At 61.5% G+C, this 20,679-nt stretch carries 19 protein-coding genes; all 19 read right to left on the bottom strand.

Annotation, left to right across the window (positions count from 1 at the left end):
- Nucleotides 1-16 precede the first annotated feature (16 nt).
- The gene (atpA, locus tag ACIQH5_RS08910; protein WP_011775259.1) at nucleotides 17-1,654 is read right to left on the bottom strand and encodes a F0F1 ATP synthase subunit alpha; all 1,638 of its coding nucleotides are present in this window, start codon (nucleotides 1,652-1,654) and stop codon (nucleotides 17-19) included.
- Between the two features lie 85 nt (nucleotides 1,655-1,739).
- Nucleotides 1,740-2,567, bottom strand: coding sequence for a F0F1 ATP synthase subunit delta (locus ACIQH5_RS08905; RefSeq protein WP_024817282.1), 828 nt, complete (start codon nucleotides 2,565-2,567; stop codon nucleotides 1,740-1,742).
- Nucleotides 2,567-3,124 (bottom strand): F0F1 ATP synthase subunit B, encoded by a 558-nt coding sequence (locus ACIQH5_RS08900; RefSeq protein WP_062066393.1) that lies wholly within the window; start codon nucleotides 3,122-3,124, stop codon nucleotides 2,567-2,569. The genes ACIQH5_RS08905 and ACIQH5_RS08900 overlap by 1 nt, the downstream gene beginning before the upstream one ends.
- A gap of 50 nt (nucleotides 3,125-3,174) precedes the next feature.
- Nucleotides 3,175-3,393, bottom strand: a complete 219-nt coding sequence (atpE, locus tag ACIQH5_RS08895) for an ATP synthase F0 subunit C (RefSeq protein WP_011775261.1) — start codon at nucleotides 3,391-3,393, stop codon at nucleotides 3,175-3,177.
- A gap of 80 nt (nucleotides 3,394-3,473) precedes the next feature.
- Nucleotides 3,474-4,274, bottom strand: a complete 801-nt coding sequence (gene atpB, locus ACIQH5_RS08890; protein WP_011775262.1) for a F0F1 ATP synthase subunit A — start codon at nucleotides 4,272-4,274, stop codon at nucleotides 3,474-3,476.
- Between the two features lie 81 nt (nucleotides 4,275-4,355).
- Nucleotides 4,356-4,691, bottom strand: coding sequence for a hypothetical protein (locus ACIQH5_RS08885; RefSeq protein ID WP_400402175.1), 336 nt, complete (start codon nucleotides 4,689-4,691; stop codon nucleotides 4,356-4,358).
- Nucleotides 4,678-5,169: a hypothetical protein gene (locus ACIQH5_RS08880; protein WP_400402173.1), complete on the bottom strand. Its 492-nt coding sequence runs from the start codon at nucleotides 5,167-5,169 to the stop codon at nucleotides 4,678-4,680. The genes ACIQH5_RS08885 and ACIQH5_RS08880 overlap by 14 nt, the downstream gene beginning before the upstream one ends.
- 119 nt (nucleotides 5,170-5,288) lie before the next feature.
- Nucleotides 5,289-6,401 carry an MraY family glycosyltransferase gene (locus tag ACIQH5_RS08875; RefSeq protein ID WP_062066384.1) on the bottom strand — a complete coding sequence of 371 codons (1,113 nt, stop codon included), beginning with the start codon at nucleotides 6,399-6,401 and terminating at the stop codon, nucleotides 5,289-5,291.
- A gap of 280 nt (nucleotides 6,402-6,681) precedes the next feature.
- Entirely contained in the window at nucleotides 6,682-7,638 is a 957-nt protein-coding gene (locus tag ACIQH5_RS08870; RefSeq protein WP_400402171.1) for a glycosyltransferase, read from the bottom strand.
- Nucleotides 7,639-8,424, bottom strand: a complete 786-nt coding sequence (locus ACIQH5_RS08865) for a WecB/TagA/CpsF family glycosyltransferase (RefSeq protein ID WP_400402169.1) — start codon at nucleotides 8,422-8,424, stop codon at nucleotides 7,639-7,641.
- Nucleotides 8,421-9,368: an L-threonylcarbamoyladenylate synthase gene (locus tag ACIQH5_RS08860; RefSeq protein ID WP_400402167.1), complete on the bottom strand. Its 948-nt coding sequence runs from the start codon at nucleotides 9,366-9,368 to the stop codon at nucleotides 8,421-8,423. Before ACIQH5_RS08860 ends, ACIQH5_RS08865 begins: the two co-directional genes overlap by 4 nt.
- A 12-nt stretch (nucleotides 9,369-9,380) precedes the next feature.
- Nucleotides 9,381-10,253, bottom strand: coding sequence for a peptide chain release factor N(5)-glutamine methyltransferase (prmC, locus tag ACIQH5_RS08855; protein WP_400402165.1), 873 nt, complete (start codon nucleotides 10,251-10,253; stop codon nucleotides 9,381-9,383).
- Between the two features lie 46 nt (nucleotides 10,254-10,299).
- Nucleotides 10,300-11,373 (bottom strand): peptide chain release factor 1, encoded by a 1,074-nt coding sequence (gene prfA / locus ACIQH5_RS08850; protein ID WP_014922181.1) that lies wholly within the window; start codon nucleotides 11,371-11,373, stop codon nucleotides 10,300-10,302.
- Between the two features lie 258 nt (nucleotides 11,374-11,631).
- On the bottom strand, nucleotides 11,632-13,800 hold the full coding sequence (gene rho / locus ACIQH5_RS08845; RefSeq protein WP_400402163.1) for a transcription termination factor Rho: 2,169 nt from the start codon (nucleotides 13,798-13,800) through the stop codon (nucleotides 11,632-11,634).
- A gap of 305 nt (nucleotides 13,801-14,105) precedes the next feature.
- On the bottom strand, nucleotides 14,106-15,080 hold the full coding sequence (thrB, locus tag ACIQH5_RS08840; protein WP_400402161.1) for a homoserine kinase: 975 nt from the start codon (nucleotides 15,078-15,080) through the stop codon (nucleotides 14,106-14,108).
- Nucleotides 15,081-15,082: 2 nt separating this feature from the next.
- The gene (gene thrC / locus ACIQH5_RS08835) at nucleotides 15,083-16,186 is read right to left on the bottom strand and encodes a threonine synthase (RefSeq protein ID WP_062066363.1); all 1,104 of its coding nucleotides are present in this window, start codon (nucleotides 16,184-16,186) and stop codon (nucleotides 15,083-15,085) included.
- Complete coding sequence (locus ACIQH5_RS08830) at nucleotides 16,187-17,503, bottom strand: homoserine dehydrogenase (RefSeq protein ID WP_400402158.1); 1,317 nt, start codon at nucleotides 17,501-17,503, stop codon at nucleotides 16,187-16,189. It abuts the gene before it with no gap.
- The gene (gene lysA / locus ACIQH5_RS08825; protein ID WP_400402156.1) at nucleotides 17,496-18,968 is read right to left on the bottom strand and encodes a diaminopimelate decarboxylase; all 1,473 of its coding nucleotides are present in this window, start codon (nucleotides 18,966-18,968) and stop codon (nucleotides 17,496-17,498) included. Before lysA ends, ACIQH5_RS08830 begins: the two co-directional genes overlap by 8 nt.
- 4 nt (nucleotides 18,969-18,972) lie before the next feature.
- Nucleotides 18,973-20,637 (bottom strand): arginine--tRNA ligase, encoded by a 1,665-nt coding sequence (argS, locus tag ACIQH5_RS08820; protein ID WP_062066354.1) that lies wholly within the window; start codon nucleotides 20,635-20,637, stop codon nucleotides 18,973-18,975.
- Between the last annotated feature and the right edge of the window lie 42 nt (nucleotides 20,638-20,679).

Below are 20,679 nucleotides of genomic sequence, written 5' to 3'. Positions count from 1 at the left end.
GAGCAGGTGATCGGAACTAGCGCTTCTGCTTGACGATCTTTTCCTGGTCGACGTCGCCGCCGGAGATCGCTGCGTGCTCCTCGTGGCCAGCGCCAACCAAGTGGTTGTCGCCCTCGCCGAAGAAGCCCTTCTTGAAGGAAACAATGGCTTCCTTCAAGGCTGCAGCGGTGTCGTCATCCAGGACGTTGGTCTGAGCCAGCGTGGTCAGGATGGAGGACTTGTGCGTGAGGTGCTCCAGGAACTCGGACTCGAAGCGGCTGATGTCCTCAACCGGAACGTCGTCCAAGTAACCGTTGGTGCCGGCCCAGATGGAAACAACCTGGTTCTCAACGGGGAACGGTGAGTACTGGCCCTGCTTCAGCAGTTCCATCAGGCGTGCACCGCGGGTCAGCTGCTGACGGGATGCAGCATCCAGGTCAGAGGCGAACATGGCGAATGCCTGCATGTCGCGGTACTGAGCCAAGTCCAGCTTCAAGGTACCGGAGACCTTCTTCATGGACTTGACCTGTGCAGCGCCACCAACGCGGGAGACAGACACACCAACGTCAACAGCGGGACGCTGGTTGGCGTTGAAGAGATCCGACTGGAGGAAGATCTGACCATCGGTAATGGAGATCACGTTGGTCGGAATGTAAGCGGAGACGTCGTTTGCCTTGGTTTCGACGATCGGAAGACCGGTCATCGAACCCGCACCGAGCTCGTCGGAGAGCTTGGCACAACGCTCCAGCAGGCGGGAGTGCAAGTAGAAAACGTCGCCCGGGTATGCTTCGCGTCCCGGCGGACGACGGAGCAGCAGTGATACGGCGCGGTAGGCTTCGGCCTGCTTGGACAGGTCATCGAAGATCACCAGAACGTGCTTGCCGCCGTACATCCAGTGCTGGCCGATGGCCGAACCTGCATACGGTGCCAAGTACTTGAAGCCAGCGGGGTCAGATGCCGGAGACGCCACGATGGTGGTGTACTCCAGTGCGCCGTGGTCCTCGAGGGTCTGACGGACGGCTGCAATGGTGGAAGCCTTCTGGCCAACACCAACGTAAACGCAACGAACCTGCTTGGTGACATCTCCCGAAGCCCAGTTGGCCTTCTGGTTGATGATGGTGTCCACAGCGATGGCAGTCTTGCCGGTCTGGCGGTCACCAATGATCAGCTGACGCTGGCCGCGGCCGATCGGGATCATGGCGTCGATAGCCTTGAGGCCGGTCTGCATCGGTTCGTGAACCGACTTGCGTTCGGTAACGCCCGGAGCCTGAAGTTCCAGTGCACGGGTGGCTTCGGCCTTGATCTCGCCGAGGTCATCGATGGGCTGGCCCAGGGGGTCGACAACGCGTCCCAGGAAGGCGTCGCCAACCGGAACGGACAGGATCTCACCGGTACGGTGAACTTCCTGGCCTTCTTCAATACCGGTGAAGTCACCGAGGATAATGACACCGATCTCGCGGACGTCAAGGTTCTGGGCCAGGCCCAGCGTGCCATCTTCGAAGCGAAGCAGCTCGTTCGCCATGACCGAGGGAAGACCCTCAACACGGGCGATGCCGTCACTTGCGGTGGTCACACGACCAACCTCTACGCGCTCTGCGTTACCGGGTTCGTAGGACGCCGCGAACTCGTTCAACGCATTACGGACGTCGTCGGCGTTGATGGTCAATTCGGCCATCTGCAGTCCCTGCTCTCCTGTTTTCGTGATCATCGTTGCTCACGATGACCGGGTTTTATATCAGTTAAGTTGTGCTTTGTCTTCGCTAGCCAGCGAGCTGGCGGCGGAGTTCGGTCAAACGGGCGATCACCGAAGCGTCAAGCACTTCGTCACCCACCTGGACCCGGATTCCACCGATCAGTGCGGGGTCAACATTGACGTTGACCTTCAGTTCGCGGCCGTACAGGGCATCCAGCCCGGCCTGCAGACGACTGGCCTGCGTTTCCGTCAACGGACGGGTAACGCTGACAGTTGCAATCCAGCGCTGCTGACGCTTGGCTGCAAGCTTGGCGAATGAATCGACGAGCTTGCTCGGCTTGACACCGCGCGGCTGCGTAACTGCCTGGCTGATGAGAACTTTTGCTTCCTCGCTGCTGCCAGGAACAAGTTTCTCAGCCAGTGCAATCTTCGCCGCGGGAGATGCCTGCGGCTCAGACAGAGCACGTTGTACTTCGTGGCTGGAGGCGACGGTCTGGTTGAAGGCAAACAGATCGTTTTCCAGCTCTTCCAGCCCCGTGATACCGGAGGCAGAAACGGCCGACTTGTTTTCAGCTACGGCAATGACAACCGTGGCGGCAAGCGTCTCGAGTGCATCGCCGATATCGCGTGCCGATGCCCAGCGCGAGCTGGCCAATCCGCCTGCAATTTCAGCAGCATCAGCGGAGACTTTTCCGCCAACCAGCTGCTTGACCAGCGCCGACTTCTCGTCACCGGAACGGGACGGGTCAGTCAGGGCGCGGCGCAAGCCAGCCGAGCTGTCCACCGTTCCCAGGATTCCGAAGAGGTCCTTAGCCAACTGCAGCGAAGCGAAGGGAAGCTTGGCTTCCAACTGCGCCAGCGCTGTGGTCAGCGATTCGCTCGATATACCTGCCATTACTTAGCTGCACCTGCGCTCTGGGTCTCCAGATCTGCCAGGAAACGGTCCACTACGCGTGCGGAGCGCTGGTCGTCGGTGAGTGCTTCCCCGACGATGCGGCCTGCCAACGTGGTAGCCAAAGTGCCAACCTCGGAACGAAGCGAGACAACAGCTGCCTGGCGCTCCGATTCGATGGCAGCGTGTGCCTGCTCGGTGATGCGTGCAGACTCTGCTGCAGCCTTTGCCTTCAGGTCCGCGAGGATCTGTGCGCCCTCGGCGCGTGCTTCTTCGCGGATGCGGTTGGCTTCGGCACGGGCATCGGTGAGCTGCTGCTTGTACTCTTCAAGAGCTGCAGAAGCTTCCGCCTGGGCCGCTTCGGCCTTTGCAATGCCACCTTCGATTGCTTCGGCGCGCTCTGCGAAGGTCTTCTCGAACATCGGGACAACAAACTTGACCACGATGTACATGAGGACCGCAAAGCCTACGAGGACTACGCCCATTTCCCAGACGTTGGGAACGAGCGGATTAGCCTCCGCAGCGCCTTCAGTGGCGGCTGAGATGATCAGCTGATTCATATTTCACCCGTCCTATCTACTCGTGCTTGGGATTCGCTTGGTTCTAAGGACTAGGAAAGAACGAAAGCGAAGACCAGGCCGAGGATGGCGAGAGCTTCAGTCAGTGCCAGACCAAGGAACGCGATCGGCTGCAGCACACGCTGAGCTTCCGGCTGACGTGCAACACCGTTGATGTACGCGGCGAACACGAGACCCACACCGATACCACCGCCGATGGCCGAGAGACCGTAGCCGATGAGGTTGAGGGAGCCGTTGATGGTGCCTTCCATTTTTTCTTCCTTTCAAGATGCCGCCCGTGCGGCAGGTTGTTTGGGTTGCTTCATCCCCGCGAGGGGAAGTTTTTGGGAGCCTAGTGGCTGTCGGCGTGCAGGGCGCCTTCGATGTAGATCGCGGTCAACAGTGTGAACACGTAAGCCTGCAGGGCCATGATCAGTGCTTCGAGCATGTACATGGCTACAGCACCTACCAGGACCAGTACCGATGCACCCTTGAGCAGGACGTTCTCCTGCATGACGAGGAACTCGATGCCGGAACCGGCGAGCATGACGATCAAGTGACCGGCCAGCATGGTCGCAAACAGACGGAGGCTGTGCGTGACCGGGCGGACCAGGAAGTTGGAGATGATTTCGATCGGTACCACGATGGGCAGGATGTACCACGGGACGCCGGAAGGGACGGTGGCGAGCTTGAAGTACTTCAGGCCGTTCTTCTTGATGCCGATGATGATCCAGGTGAAGTACACGATGCCGGCCATGACGTAGGCGCCGCCTACGTGCGAGAAGCTCGGAAGCTGGATCACCGGGATGGCGCCGTAGATGTTGTTCACCAGAATGAAGAAGAACAAGCTGAACAGCAGCGGCACGTACTTGATGAAGTCCTTGCCGCCGATGATGTCCTTGGCGATGCCGTTACGGACGAAGCCGTAGGCCATCTCGCCTGCGAACTGCAGCTTGCCGGGAACCAGCTGCTGCTTACGTGCAGCGAGGATGAAGAATGTAGCGATAATGACGACCGAAAGGATCACCAGCAACATCTGCTTGGAGAAGCCATCGTGCGCACCCCAAGGCAGGATTGCCGGCAGGTGCATTTCGTCGATTCCGGGTGGGGTGAATGACCCCGAATCCTGGGCGGGGAGCGCAAGCGCGATCAACGCGTTTCCTCTCTGCTGTGTCCATCATTGGGCATTGGTTGGAATCCGGACGCGTTGGACGCATCTGTATTCCTTGTGAAATTATTTGGCATTACTGTCCCCGTCCGTGGACGGACCGCTGTCTGCGTTGCTCTCGCCAGAAGAGGAGCTTTGCCTGGTGAGGCCGTGCATATGGGAAAGATAGAACCCTCCTGCGGCTCCCAGCAGAGCGCCAAGGAGCACAATCCAGCGGGTCCCCCACAGATTATCCAGACCCCAGCCTATCAAACTCCAGACAATGATCCCGCCAATGATGTAGCTGAAGACAGCAATGCCGGCGTTGTATCCGCCGTCGTTTCCGGCTTCTGCAGATTCATGGCGGTTGACAGCTTGCTGAGCATCGACGGCCGGACGTGAATAGCGCTTACGCGGAGACATCCGGGCCACCTTTCTGCTCATCAGGATCGTTGTAGATCTGCAGGCGGGCCTTGCTGAAGGCGTAGATTTCGGCGGCTTGCCAGAAGACAACCGCGACCACGGCACCAATAAGGAACCACCGGCCGTGGAGCCATTCCGGTGCGCCGAGGACAAACAGCACTACGGCAAACCCAACCACCTTGATGAAATATGTTGCAACAAAGAGGCCGATTGCGCCGGAGGGGTTGTTACGGCCAACAAGGTGACCGATCAGAAGGCTGATTCCAAAGAAGAGCATGACCAGCGCGGCACCGAACGCTACTGAGAGCGCGCCCTGCCCGCCATTCATGAAGGCCGCAATCACGCAGGTGATGGCAGTGGCTGCCACTGCTGCTGCAGCGCTGATGAGAAGCAACCGGAGCCACAACGAGGACGGTTTACCGACGGATCCAACACCACGTTTACCGGACGGGCGTCCGGTTTCGGCGTTGGATGTCATGGGGATACCAATCCTCGTGGCACAGGTGCCATATTCTCAAAGTGGGGTTACGGGCGAGTGACTGTCCGCAGAAAGAATTCTACATGAGATAGAACTGTGACCATAACCGGCCGTCACAACTACTCCCCCGGCCGCGCCGAGTTCCGGGTGAAGTAAGGCCACGCCGTCACGGCAGCCATGACAAGCGCTGCCACTATGAGGACAATGAGCACGATTTGCCAGGGGAACACGGCAAAGGCAACGCCGCCAAAGGCGAGAATGCACGTCCAAACGTAAAGCATGACGACGGCGCTGCGGTGCGAGTATCCGAGGTCCACCAACTTGTGGTGGAGGTGCCCGCGGTCAGCCGACCAAGGCGACTGGCCCCGGGCTGTTCTGCGCACAACGGCCATCCCCAAATCAAGGAGGGGAAGCGACAACACGGCGAAGGGCAGCAAGATGGGGACGATGGTGGGGATTCCGTTGGCGCGGTCGTAAAGGCCGGAGCCGATCTGTCCTGTTGCCACCACACCGGCGGAAGCCATGAGCAAACCAATAAGCATGGCCCCCGAGTCACCCATGAAGATCTTGGCCGGGAACCAGTTGTGCGGCAGGAACCCGATGCAACTGCCCACAAGGATGGCCATCAGGAGTGTTGCGAGATCCGAGTTGTCCGTGGACGGGTTGTTGCGGTGAACCCAGTACGCCGTAAGGAAGAAGGCTCCGCCACCAATGATGGCAACGCCGGCCGCCAACCCGTCCAGTCCATCAATGAAGTTGACGGCATTCATGGTGGTGACAATGAGCCCGGCGGTCAGGACAATCTGGACGACTTCGGACTCTAGGAAAATCGGTTCCGGGATGAAGGGCACAACTGACATCCGCACGCCCCAGATGGCCACGATGAAGGCAGCTGCGGCCTGGCCAAGGAGCTTGATCCACCAGCGGATATCGAGGATGTCGTCCGCGACCCCCACAGCTACGATCACCACAGCACCGGCCAGAATCCCCCACGGGGCATCGTTGTGCCTGAAGATGTCCTTGACGAAGAAGGAATTGCTCGCCACCACCAAAGCGGCGAAGAAGCCCACAAAGATGCCCAGTCCGCCAAGTTTGGAGATCAGGGCCGAATGCATGTCCCGGCTGCGGATGGGCTGGTACAACCGAAGCTTGTTTCCCACCACGCGCGCGCCCCACGTCCCGGCGTACGCCACAACGGCCGCCGTGAGGGCCATCAGCATGTACATGATCATGACGCGGCCCCGGAGAGCAGCCTGCACACCAAGCTGTTGGACTGGACCACCGAATGCCGCCGGCGGGATCGAATACCGTCGGGTTGTGGGCAGCTCAAGGTGTGGAAATCTGTCTTTGGATAAATGGAACTACTCCGTCGCCATGCCTGCACCGGCTGTGCCGAATGTTGCGGGATTTCTGTGGACTCTAGTCACGATACTAATGCCATTGGCCGTGACCACCCTGTGATGCAGCCGACAAGCCCCAGCGTGTTTGGCTGGGGCTCAAGCCGCGTAACTGCTACCTGACAGGCTCCTGGACGTTACGCAGGGCGTAGATCCCGTTCAGTACCTGAGCGTTGGATCGGGGGGCCTTCAGGCTGTGGCGCAGACCCTTGAGAAGTCCGGCCAAAAGCACTTTGCGATTCGGCGAGGCGGCAATCGTACGGGTCCAGTTGCGCAGTGAAGCGCCGGTAAACAAGATCTTCTCCCACGGCGCCAAGGCGTTCGAGCGGGTGTATACCCAGAGCTTGTTTCGGACTTCGTAGTAGAAGCGCGGACCCGGATCCGCACCGGCGTCGCCGAACACTTTCGTGTGGTGGTTGGCCACCGACGCGTTGGTAGTCAATGCGGTCCCCCGACGGGAAATCCTGGCGGTGTACTCCAAATCGTCGTTCCAGATGAAGTAGTCCGCGATGGGCAGGCCGTGTTCTCTGATTTCCTCGGCGCGAATCAGCACCGACACGAACGAAGCACTCCGGATTTGAGTTGCTCCCAGCCTGGCAGCAGCGCTGCGCTGGTTCTCACTGGCTCCCATCCGTGGCCGCATGCGGTTCATCGGATGGTCGCGGCCATCAGTCCACACCACACGGCTGGCGATGAACGCCGGGGCGTCCCCGGTTTCGTTGAGGTAAGACTCGGAGGCATCCAACGCTTCGCGGAGGGCATTTGGCTGCGGTTCCGTGTCATCGTCCATGATCCACACGTGGTCCGCCCCGTGGTCCAGTACGGCCCGTTCCATGCCGACGACGAAACCACCGGCACCGCCCACGTTTGTGTTCAACGTGATCACATCAGTGGCCATGGAGCTGTGATAGTGCTGGAGGAATTCCGCGGTTCCGTCCGTGGAGGCGTTATCCACGATGACAACGGCGTCAGGTACCTGGGTACCTGACGCAATGCCGTCCAGAGTGGTCTGGAGGAGTTCACGCCGGTTATATGTCACTACGACAGCGACCACGACAGGGTGGGACGTCATTTACTTGCCTTTGGTCTTGGATAGTTGGAATCGGCGCCCGATCAGCAGGCTTGCCAGCTTCCAAGGTTCAACGAAAACTCTGTAGGCCACGCGGCCCGGGTGGAGGACCAGCCGCCAAGCCCACTCGAGTCCTAAGCGCCCGAGCCAACGCGGCGCCAGTTTTTGGATGCCCGCAACCTGCTCGATGGCTCCGCCGACCGTGCAATAGACGGCGGGCGGCATATCAGCGAGCCTGCGGTGAAGCACGCTCTCCTGAAGCGGCATGCCCAGTCCCAGCAGGACCACTTGCGGACGGAAATCCGTCAGCCAGTCCACCACCGCGTTTTCCAGGGTGCTGTCCCACCCCTCACCGGGCATCCCGTCCACTGTTGCACCGGGAACAATGGAGCGCAACCTGGTCACAGCCTTCGTATTAGCAGCCCGTCCGGCGCCGACTACGGCGATCCGCTCCAGACCGTTGACCCTTCCCAGCTCCGGGATCCAATCCATGGAACCGAGCCGGTAGGCCATGGTTCCCTCACCCAGCGGTTGGAGTTGACGCTTGTGCGCGAGCCCCCACAGCATGGCTACCGGAGCGCCATCCAAGAGGACGATCGAGCTGCTCCCATATAAAGAACGGACATCCGGACGGGAATGAAGCAGAGTGATGCTGTGAAGATTGTGTCCAAGAACGGTGGCGGTGGTTCCGGCTGCGATAAGCCCGCCTATGGCATCAATAACCTCATGGACGCGCATCGGAGTGGCGTCAACGTCAAGGACGGGGACGCGTTGGCGCTCCGGAATCATTCGGACTTGGCTTCGCTGGAGGCCTCCGGTTTTACCGTGCCTTGGGTCGGGTCCTCGACGACGGCGGCTTCGGTCACTTCGGCTGGCGCGTCGTCCGCTGTTGGGGCCTCATCCCGGGTAACCACAGCGTCAACGGCAGACGCAGATGCGCCCTCGGCAACAGCATCTGCCGTGGCTTCTTCGGCTGCAGCTTCTTTAGCTGGGAACTCTTCAGCTGGGGATTTATCAGCTTGGGGTTCTTCAGCTGCCGCGTCGTCCGCAGCCGGCGCCTCTGCGGGAACGGATTCTCCAACACCGAGGATCGAGGGAACGATCTCCCGGAGCTGCTCCAGCTCAATCGCTCCTTGGCGCACCACCCGGAACGGAGTGGACGTGGCGTCAACAATCGTCGAGGGCAAGGCAGCGGTCCCCTTGACCGGACGGAATCCGCCCTCAAGGTAGACCTCAACGGACTCCGCCAATTGAAGCCTGGCTTCGGAGGCTGTCTGAGCCGCTTCCTGGCCCGTCCGGTTGGCGGAAGAAACAGCCAAGGGACCTGTGAGTCCGAGGAGCTCCAAGGCGATCTGGTCATCCGGCATCCTGAGGGCCACGGTGCCCTTGGTTTCGCCGAGGTCCCAGTCCAAGGATGGCTGTGCATGCAGGATCAGTGTCAAGCCACCTGGCCAGAAGGCCTGAGCCAGCGCCCGGGCATCGGCAGGTACGTCGGTGGCAAGTCCGTCCAGGGCGTTGACCCGCGGAATGAGGACCGGAGGGGGCATTTGCCGGCTGCGCCCTTTGGAAGCCAACAACATGGTCACGGCCAGCGGCGAGAAGGCATCTGCGGCAATACCGTAGACGGTGTCCGTTGGCAGCACGACGCACTTCTTCTCGCTGATGGCGCGTTGGGCATGCTGAAGCCCTTCAGTCCGCTGGTCATCGGAAGTGCAGTTATAGGTTGTGGTCACAGCGCTATTCTTTCACTCATCAGGAGACAGGCTGGCCAGGATCGCGCTGGTTGCACGTTCTTTGCCGTTCAGGTCGTAGTGCGTGGTGACGTTGTTCCAACGTCCGGTTCGTTGAAGCATCCCGGCGATCCATGCAGCTTGGACTTCCGCGTGCTCCATCACGAAGTAGCCACCGGGTTTTAGGAGGCGGGCCGCGGAAGCCGCTGCCGCCGTCGGAAGTACCATGCCGTCCGCTCCCCCGCCGTACAGCGCCTCAGGTGGATCATGGAGAGCAACTTCGGGCTCTGTGGGGATCGCTTCGGCCGGAATATACGGCGGATTGGATACCACGACGTCGAAGGTTCCGTTGTGCTCGGGAAGGGCATCCCGAAGGTCGCCTTCAACAAGTACCACTCCGAGTGGTTCAAGGTTCCTGGCAGCCCAGGCATACGCCAGCAAGCTGTACTCCACCGCATGAACCTCAGCACCCGGAACCTCGTGGGCGATGGAGCCGGCTATTGCGCCGGATCCCGTGCCGAGATCCACTACCTTCGGGTTGGGTAATCCCGAGACATGATCGATGACCAGCTGCACCACCGATTCGGTTTCAGGACGCGGAATGAAAACGCCGGGTCCTACGCGCAACTCCAGGTGCCGGAAATATGCAACACCCGTGATGTGCTGCAGGGGCACGCGTCCGGCCCGTTCCTCCACCAGCTCCCGGTAGCCGTCGGGAGCTGGGGCATCACCGAGCATCATGGCGCGCAGGCGGCCGAGACCGACGCCAAGCAGGTGATCGGCAAGCAACTCGGCGTCCACACGCGGGCTGGGCACACCGGCGTCGGATAATACGGCAGTAGCCTCGCGAACAGCGTCCGCGAGGCTCTGGCCTTGGTAAAACGTCATGTATGTACTCTGCTGTGTTCGTCCGGCGCCGCTGTAATGCAGCTCGTTATTCGCCGATTGCGTCCAGCCGCGCCTGCTCGTCCGCTTCAATGGCAGACTGGATCACCGGCTCCAAGTCGCCATTCATCACGGCGTCAAGGTTGTAAGCCTTGTAACCGGTGCGGTGATCGGCGATGCGGTTTTCCGGGAAGTTGTACGTGCGGATGCGCTCCGAACGGTCCATGGTGCGGATCTGTGACTTGCGCTGTTCCGAGTTGGCGGCGTCGATCTGTTCCTGCTGGTGGGCAAGGAGACGGGCGCGGAGAACGCGCATGCCGGCTTCACGGTTCTGCAATTGCGACTTTTCATTCTGCATGGCCACAACAATGCCCGTGGGCAAGTGGGTGATTCGGACAGCAGAGTCAGTGGTGTTCACAGACTGTCCACCCGGACCTGATGAACGGTAAACGTCGATCTTGAGGTCGTTCTGGTTGATCTCAAGTTCTTCCGGCTCATCAACTTCGGGAAGCACCAGAACACCGGCCGCGGACGTGTGGATGCGCCCCTGCGACTCAGTTACGGGAACCCGCTGGACGCGGTGTACGCCGCCTTCAAACTTCAAACGGGCAAACACGCCCTGTGCGGGGTCATTGGAGTTGCCCTTGATGGCCACGGCAACATCCTTGTAGCCACCCAGATCAGATTCGGTGGCGGAGATCATTTCGGTCTTCCAACCCCGCGATTCGGCGTATCGCATGTACATCCGCAGAAGGTCGCCGGCGAACAACGCGGCTTCGTCGCCACCTTCGCCACCCTTCACTTCAAGGATGACGTTGCGGGCATCGTCAGGATCACGCGGAATCAGCAAACGACGCAACCGCTCCTGTGCTGCGGGAATCTGCTCTTCCAACTGCACAACTTCAGCAGCAAACTCGGGATCCTCGTCCGCCATTTCCTTGGCAGCCTCCAGATCATCATTGAGCCCGCGCCACTTGTTGTACGCCTCCACAATGCCCTGAAGCTGCGCAGACCGCCGCCCCAGCTTCCTGGCTGCAGACTGATCGGCATAAACAGCAGGATCACTCAGCTGCGCCTGAATAGCAGCATGCTCATCAAGCAATCCCTGTACGGACTCAAACATTTTCAAACCTCTTTCGACTTCTACAAGTCTAATAACTGCTGCGTGGGGTCACGCACAGCCCATCTCGGCAGGCCCACATAGGCCGAATCGACCTCACGTGGTGTCGGGTCAAGGATTCCGTTTAAACAAAGACCGCTCAAAATATGCCGGCCAGGGAGTGGCTTCGGGCCTGCCGGAGCCGGGCAGCTTCCGATCGTAGATCGGAAGCTGCCCGGCGTAGGGGCGGGGGCCGGCATATTTCGAGCGGTTAGAGCACAGCTATTTGTCGTTGTCCGACTTCGCTCCGAGCGTCGTCTTCTGAACCTGCATGAGGAACTCGACGTTGCTCTGCGTCTCCCGGATCTTGTTGGTCAGCAGCTCAAGGCTCTGCTGCTGCTCCAGGCCGGAAAGGACGCGGCGCAGCTTCCACATGATCTTGACTTCTTCAGGCGAGAGCAGGTTCTCTTCGCGGCGTGTGCCGGACGCGTTGACGTCCACGGCCGGGAAGATGCGCTTGTCTGCCAGCTGGCGGGACAAGCGGAGCTCCATGTTGCCGGTGCCCTTGAACTCTTCGAAGATGACTTCGTCCATCTTGGAACCGGTCTCCACCAGAGCGGTAGCCAGGATGGTGAGCGAGCCACCGTTTTCGATGTTGCGGGCTGCACCAAAGAAGCGCTTGGGCGGGTACAGAGCTGCAGAGTCAACACCACCGGACAGGATGCGGCCGGAGGCCGGTGCTGCCAGGTTGTAGGCACGGCCCAGGCGGGTCATGGAGTCCAGCAGGACCACCACGTCCATACCCATTTCCACCAGGCGCTTTGCGCGTTCGATGGAGAGTTCCGCCACCGTGGTGTGGTCGTCGGCGGGACGGTCGAAGGTGGAGGCAATGACCTCGCCCTTGACGGTGCGCTGCATGTCCGTGACTTCTTCGGGACGTTCGTCAACCAGCACCATCATGAGGTGGACCTCAGGGTTGTTGGTGGTGATTGCGTTCGCAATGGACTGCAGGATGAGCGTCTTACCGGCCTTGGGCGGGGAAACGATCAGGCCACGCTGGCCCTTGCCGATCGGGGCCACGAGGTCGATGACACGGGGACCGATCTTCTTGGGGTCGGTCTCGAGGCGCAGGCGCTCGGACGGGTACAGCGGTACCAGCTTGGCGAACTCGACGCGGTCCTTGAGCTCTTCCGGCGTCTTGCCGTTGACGGAAGTGACGCGGACGAGCGCGTTGAACTTCTGGCGGGCGGACTGCTGGCTGCGGTCTTCACCGTCACGCGGGGCGCGGATGGCACCGACGACGGCGTCGCCCTTGCGAAGGTTGTACTTCTTGACCTGTGCCAAGGATACGTAGACGTCGTTGGCGCCGGGCAGGTAGCCGGACGTGCGGATGAACGCGTAGTTCTCCAGAACGTCCAGGATGCCTGCTACGGGGAGCAGGACGTCGTCTTCAGTGACCTCGACGTCGTCAACGTCCGGTCCCTGCGCACGGCCACGGCGGCGCTCGTTGCGGTCGCGGAAGCGATCGCTGCGGGTGTTTCCGTCACGGCTGTCCTGGCCGCCCCGACGATCGCTCCGGTCGTTCCGGTCAGACTGCTCATTGCGGTCACGGCGATTGCGGCGGTTGCGGCGGTTGCCGGTGTCGTCGCCGTCGTTGTTGTCATCACGGCGACCACGGGTGTTGTCGCGACGCTCGCGCTGCTGGTCGCCCGAATCGGACTGCTCGCGCTGTTCGCTGCGGTCGGCACGCTGCTCACGCTGTTCCGTACGATCGGCACGCTGCTCACGCTGTTCCGTACGATCAGCACGCTGCTCACGCTGTTCCGTACGATCAGCACGCTGCTCACGCTGTTCCGTGCGATCCGTGCGCTGCTCCGTGGCCGGTGCTTCTGCTGCTTCGGCAGGCGCGGCGGCAGCTTCGCCACGGCGACGGTTACGGGTGCGAGGCTGACGACGCTCCGTAGCGGCCTCAGTGGTCTCGGCGACGGCCGGTGCTTCAGCAACCGGTGCGGCTGCGGGCTCGGCGGGCGCAGCAGCGGTCTCAGCGGCTGCCACCACTCCGTCGCTGGTGGCACGGCGGCTGCGGCCACGACCGCGGCCCCGCGGTGCTTCCTGGGCAGGGGCCTCGGCGGCTGCATCAGCCGGTGCGCTGCTTTCCTTGGAGGCCTTTGGCTCTGCGGCCGGGGCTTCCTTGGCCGCAGTTGCCTTGGCCGTGGCCTTGGCAGGCGCCTTGGTGGTGGACGTTCCGGCACGATGTGCAGAAATGGCCGTCACCAAGTCCCCCTTACGCATACGGGATCCCCCGGAAATGCCCAGCTGACTGGCAAGAGCCTGAAGCTGGGCGAGCTTAAGGCCTGCAAGGCCGCTGCTCTTGGTGGTTGCTGCAGTTGACGAATCAGCAGCAGAAGATGTTGTGTCCACAGCTGAAGCCAGCTCAGTGGTTTCTGTCACGAAGGATCCTTCCCCCTCGACGGCGTCCAGAGCGAGAGCTGGACGCGATGATTTGTTCTGGGCTGCAGTTCAGATCTGCAGCCGGTGATTTGGGCCGTGCCTGATGGATTGTGGCCAACAGGGCCGGATACTGATCGTCATCACTGAATCCAGTTGCCCGGACAGCCGGCGTAGCGTTCAGGGAACAGAGAGATTTCTGCGGCACCTGAGACAGGCCGGAAAGAGACGACACCACCAACGTTGGCACAGTTGACGAAAGGTACGGCAAAACACCGAGATCCAAAATCAGGGAACTGCCCGCGGCTTTACCGGCGGTGCACTTCCACTCTAGCACCTTGAACGTCCACAGCCAGCGTCATCACGCGCCAACCGACGTCGGGTGTGTTGACCGCAGTGAACGCCTCAATGAATTCAGCAACCGCGGCGGCTTGGTCGGCACCATTTGCCAGCACCATCACCGTAGGACCAGCGCCGGATACAACGGCCGCATGGCCCGCACTCCGGAGAGCAGCGAGGAGGTCAGCGCTGGGGCGCATGGCCTGCGCGCGGTAGCTCTGGTGGAGGTAGTCTTCCGTGCCGGGAAGCAGTAAAGCGGGATCCGCAGTGAGCGCATGGATCAACAGTGCTGCACGTCCGGAATTCATTGCCGCCGCGTGGTGACCAACCGATGCTGGGAGCAGACCGCGCGCAGTTTCCGTAGCAAGCTCGTAGTCCGGGACCGCCACAACGGGAATGACCGACGATGCGACGTCAGCGCGCGTGCTGCTGTACTGCTCGCTGTCCTGCCATGACAGCGCCAGTCCGCCGAAAATCGCGGGTGCGACGTTGTCCGGGTGTCCTTCCATCTCGCTGGTCAGCTGCAGGATCCAGTCACGGTCCTGCCGGGATTCTGCGGGAACCAGTGCATTGGCGGCAGTTACGGCGGCCACCACAGCCGAGGCTGAAGACCCAAGTCCCCTACCATGCGGGTTGACATTGTCCGCAATGATTTTCAGGCCGGAACGCTGGTAGCCAAGCCGATCCAGGGCAAGATCAATGGCGCGCACCACCAGGTGACTGGCATCACGCGGAAGAGAGTCGGCGCCCTCACCGGAGAGCTCGAACTCGAGCTCTCCGGTGTTGTGCGTTTCAACCGTCAAGGTGTCGTAAATAGACAGGGCCAAGCCGAGGCTGTCGTAACCGGGGCCCAGGTTGGCACTCGTACCGGGGACCTTGACGGTCAGCCGCTGGCCTGCCGCGACAAGAGCACGATCGGTCGCGGTGGGCTGCGTTGATTCCACTCTTAGTTTTCTTCCAGTCCCAGTTCTGCGGCAACGGTGACGACGTCGTTCGGCACCTTGACGGGCTGGACATCGCTGCCATCTTCGGTGCGGAGGGCCCACTGGGGGTCCTTGAGTCCATGGCCGGTAACGGTAATGACGATGGTTTTGCCGGACGGAACTTCGCCTGCGGCGTGCTTCTTGATCAAGCCCGCAACGCCGGCCGCGGAGCCGGGTTCGACGAAGACGCCTTCCTTGGCGGACAACCAGCGGTGGGCGGCCAGAATCTCATCATCGGTGACAGCCTCGATCAGTCCGCCCGATTCGTCACGGGCAGCAACTGCAGTCTCCCACGATGCCGGGTTACCGATGCGGATGGCGGTGGCGATGGTGTCCGGTTCAGTGATGGGGTGCCCCGCAACGAACGGTGCGGCTCCTGCGGCCTGGAATCCCCACATGACCGGAGTCTTGGTGGATACAGCCGGAAGTGTTCCGTTGGCGGTCTCGAAGGGCGCGGAGTATTCCTTGTAGCCCTTCCAGTAGGCAGTGATGTTGCCGGCGTTTCCCACGGGCAGGACATGGATGTCAGGGGCATCGCCCAGGCTGTCCACCACTTCAAAGGCGCCGGTCTTCTGGCCCTGGATTCGCGCCGGGTTCACGGAGTTCACCAGGAACACGGGATAGGCCTCGCCGAGTTTCCGGGCGATGTCCAAACAGTTGTCGAAGTTGCCGTCAACCTGGAGCAAAGTGGCACCGTGGGCGATGGCCTGGCTCAGCTTGCCCATGGAGATCTTGCCTTCGGGCACCAGCACCGCGCACTTGAGGCCGGCGGCAGTGGCATAGGCCGCAGCTGAAGCGGACGTGTTGCCAGTGGAGGCGCAAACCACAGCTTTGGCGCCGGCTTCCACAGCAGCGGTCATGGCCATGGTCATGCCCCGGTCTTTGAACGAACCCGTGGGGTTCATGCCTTCGACCTTCAGGTAAACCTCGGAGCCGGTGAGCTCGGACAGCTTCTGCGCGTGGACGAGCGGCGTGCCTCCCTCGCCGAGGGTGATGACCTTGGTGGCTTCCGTTACAGGCAAACGATCAGCGTATTCGCGGATTACTCCGCGCCATTGGTGAGCCACTTAGACCCCTTCTACCCGCAGTACGGATGTTACAGAATTGATGACGTCCAGGCCTTTGACGGCCTCGACGGTTGCCGCAAGTGCAGCTTCGGACGCACGGTGCGTCACGATTTTCAGTTCGGCTGACTCAACGTTGGAGGCAGAGTCTCGGTGGATCGTTTGGCGCATGGTTTCGATCGAAACGCCGTTGTCGGCAAAAATGTGCGCAATCCTTGCCAGCACGCCGGCTTGGTCAGCGACATCAAGGCCGATGTAGTAGCTCGTGGTGGATGCATCGATGGCCAGTGCCGGGACGTGGCCCGTGGTGGTCTCAGTGCGTCCGGGACCGCCAAGGACCAACCGCCGCGCAGCGGATACGAGATCGCCCAGCACGGCAGATGCGGTGGGAGTTCCGCCTGCGCCCTGCCCATAGAACATCAGTTCGCCGGCGTTCTCCGCCTCGATGAAGACGGCGTTGAAAGCACCACGGACAGCGGCCAGCGGGTGTTCACGCGGCAGGAGGGTGGGGTGGACCCGCACGGAGATGCCGCTGCCGTTATCCGATGAGTCGATCTTTTCGGCAATTGCGAGCAACTTGATCACAAAGCCGGCCTCCTTGGCGGAGGCGATGTCGGCAGCGCTGACCTTGGTGATGCCTTCGCAATACACATCGTCCAGCGAGAAGCGGGTGTGGAACGACAATGACGCAAGGATCGCTGCCTTGGCTGCGGCGTCGTGGCCTTCAACGTCGGCAGTGGGGTCCGCTTCCGCGTATCCCAGACGCTGGGCCTCGGCCAGTGCATAGGAGAATTGTGCACCAGTGGTGTCCATCTGGTCCAGGATGAAGTTTGTGGTTCCGTTGACAATGCCCAGCACGCGGGTGATGCGATCTCCGGACAGGCTGTCGCGGATGGGGCGCAGGATGGGGATGGCTCCGGCAACGGCGGCTTCGTAGGAAAGCTGGACTCCGGCCTTGTCAGCCTCTTCGTACAGAGTGGGGCCATCCTGTGCGAGCAGTGCCTTGTTTCCGGTGACGACGCACGCGCCGTTTTGGATGGCCGTCAGGATCAGCGAACGGGCGGGCTCGATGCCGCCCATGAGCTCGATGACCAGGTCTGCTTCCTTGACCAAAGTATCGGCATCGGTGGTGAACAGTTCGCGCGGCAGTTCGACGTCGCGCGGGGATTCGATATTGCGCACGGCGATGCCGGAAAGTTCCAGGCGTGCACCGCTGCGGGCAGCGAGGGCCTCGGCGTCGTCAATCAGAATCCGCGCAACCTGGGCCCCAACGTTGCCACAGCCCAGCAGGGCCACCTTCAAGGTTCGCACTTCAGACATTCGCCACTCCCATGTCGCGGTTCAAGAGATCTTCTTCGGTTTCCCCGCGGACAATCAGCCGGGCGGCTCCGTCGCGTACAGCGACAACGCCAGGCCGGGCCAGGTAGTTGTAGTTGCTGGAGAGGGCCCAGCAGTAGGCGCCGGTACCCGGTACTGCGAGCAAATCACCGGCTGCCACATCCGCGGGCAGATATACATCTCTAACAACTATGTCGCCGCTCTCGCAATGTTTGCCCACTACTCGGGACAGCTGCGGAGCCGCATCCGAGTCCCGGGAAGCCAAAATTGCCGAATAATCCGCGTCGTAAAGCACCGGGCGGGCGTTGTCGCTCATTCCGCCGTCCACCGACACATAGCGCCGTGGATACGTAACGTTCTCTTGCCCTTCTTCACCTGCAGGGGCGTCAACGCGAACGGTTTTGAGCGTGCCCACTTCGTACAGCGTGAAGGTAGTGCTCCCCACGATCGCGCGTCCGGGTTCAATGGAGATGCGCGGCGGCGTGATGTTCAGCTCGGCGCACTTGGAGCGTACGACGGCGGCCATCGCCTCCGCGATCTCGGCCGGCGGCCGCGGTGTATCCACCGGTGTGTAGGCGATTCCGTAGCCTCCGCCCAGGTCCAGCTCGGGCATGACGATGGAGTACTTGGCCTGCATGGCAGCGAGGAAGCCCAGGAGTTTCTCCGCTGCTACCGCAAAGCCGTCGGGCTCGAAGATCTGCGAGCCGATGTGGCAGTGAAGTCCCAGGAGCTCGATACTGGCGTAGGAGGTCGCAGCAGCCACTGCTTCTTCGGCGGCGGACAGGCCCGCTTCCTCGGTGGAGTCCTCTGCCATGGAAAGGCCAAACTTCTGGTCCTCGTGTGCGGTGGCAATGAACTCGTGAGTGTGCGCGTGCACACCGGGGGTCAGGCGAAGCATGACCTTGGCAACCTCGCCCCGGCTGGACGCCATCTTGGCGACCCGCTCCAGTTCGTCGAGGCTGTCCACCACGATCCTGCCTAGCAACATGTCCAGGGCCCGGTTGATCTCGGCGTCAGACTTGTTATTGCCGTGCAAGCCGAGGTTGGAGCCGTCGATCCCGGCGCGGGCTGCGACAGCGAGTTCGCCACCGGAACACGTGTCCAGGCGGAGGCCCTCTTCTGCCACCCAACTGGCCACTGCGGTGCACAGGAACGACTTCCCTGCGTAATAGACGTCCACTCCCCCGCAGATGTCGGCGAAGGCGGCGTCGAAGGCGTCCTTGAAGGCCCGGGCCCGGGAGCGGAAGTCCGATTCGCTCATGACAAACAGCGGAGTTCCGAACTGTTCCTTAAGCTCGCTGACGGACAGACCGTCAACGGTGACCTCACCGGAAGCGTTCTTCTCAACGCCGGCAGCCCACATGGGCTCCTGCAGTGCATTGAGGTCCCCGGGAACGGCCAACCATTCAGGAGCAAGCGGAGATGCGTGATCAGCGGCTTGGTTCATTGCCCTACATCCGTTCCGGCGCCGAAACGCCCAGCAGTTCGAGTCCGTTGAAAAGCACCTGGCTGGTGGCGTCATTGAGCCACAGGCGGGTCCGGTTGACGTCCAAGACGGGGTCATCACCCTGCGGCGACACCCGGCAAGCGTCGTACCAGCGGTGGTATGCGCCGGCAATGACCTCAAGGTGGCGGGCCACGCGGTGCGGCTCGCGCAGTTCGGCGGCCTTGGCCACGATGGAAGGATAACTGCCCAGGTAGGAAAGCAATTCGTTTTCCGTGGCGTGGTCCAGGAGCGAGGCGTCGAAAGCATCTACTCCATCAACCTGGCGCTCCACCCCGGCCTCGGCAGCGTTGCGTGCCGTGCCACGAGACCGGGCGTGAGCGTACTGCACGTAGAACACCGGGTTCTCGTTGCTGTGCTTCTTCAGCAGTTCCGGGTCCAGCGTCAGGGGCGAGTCGGCCGGGAAACGGGCCAGGGAATACCTGACGGCGTCCTTGCCAAGCCAGGAGATGAGGTCCTTGAGCTCAATGATGTTGCCGGCACGCTTGGACAACTTGGCACCATTGACGGACACAAGTTGGCCGATCAGGACCTCGATGTTGACCTCGGGATCATCGCCCGCACAGGCCGCAATGGCTTTAAGGCGGTTGATGTACCCGTGGTGGTCTGCGCCGAGCAGATAAATCTTTTCAGTAAACCCGCGGTCCTTCTTGGAGAGGTAGTACGCGGCGTCCGCAGCGAAATAGGTGGGTTCGCCATTGGCGCGGATCATCACACGGTCTTTGTCGTCACCGAAGTCCGTGGTGCGCAACCAAACAGCACCGCCGTCGTCGAACACGTGGCCCTGCTCCCGAAGGCGGGCTACGGCGGATTCGATGGCACCGGCGTCGTGCAGTTCCTTCTCCGAGAAGAAGACATCGAACTCCACCCCGAACTCAGCCAGGGTGGTCTTGATGTCCGCCATCTGGGCCTCGTACGCTGCGGCACGGATAACGGGCAAAGCTGCCTCGTCCGTCAGCTCGCGGATGCCGGGGTGGGCCTTGAGGACTTCATCGCCAAGTTCACGGATGTATTCGCCCGGGTAGCCACCCTCCGGAACACCGCGGCCGTGAAGCCGGGAGAGGACGGAGTTGGCAAAGACGTTCATCTGCGAGCCGGCGTCGTTGATGTAATACTCGGCGGTGACGTCCGCACCGGAGGCGCGCAGGACCCTGGCAATCGCATCGCCCAAGGCCGCCCAGCGGGTGTGACCGATGTGGAGCGGACCCGTGGGATTCGCCGAAACGAACTCCATGTTTACTACGCGGCCCGCGAGCGCCTGGTTGGTGCCGTAACTGGTTCCGGCCTCAACGATGGCTTTGGCGAGGACACCGGCCGTAGCGGCATCCACGGTGATGTTGAGGAAGCCGGGACCGGCGATTTCGACGCCGGTGACACCGGGAATGCCCTGCAGATGGTTGCTGAGGATTCCCGCGAATTCGCGCGGATTCATGCCGGCCTGCTTGGAGAGCTGCAGGGCGATGTTGGTGGCCCAGTCCCCGTGATCCCGGTTCTTGGGTCGCTCCACTCGCACGGAATCGGGCACGGCAGATTCCGTCAAGGTAATTTCGCCGGTAGAGACGGCGTCCTTAAGGCAGGCGGATATGGCAGCAGAGAGTTCTTCGGGAGTCACGCATCTAGCCTACCGGGGGCCCGCAAAGTCGCGGAATTGAGG

Origin of the sequence: Paenarthrobacter sp. NPDC091711 (assembly GCF_044756605.1) — a bacterium.
Taxonomy (GTDB): Bacteria; Actinomycetota; Actinomycetes; order Actinomycetales; family Micrococcaceae; genus Arthrobacter.
The sequence above is the reverse complement of the archived record's forward strand: the minus strand, read 5'-3'. Positions and strand labels throughout refer to the sequence as shown.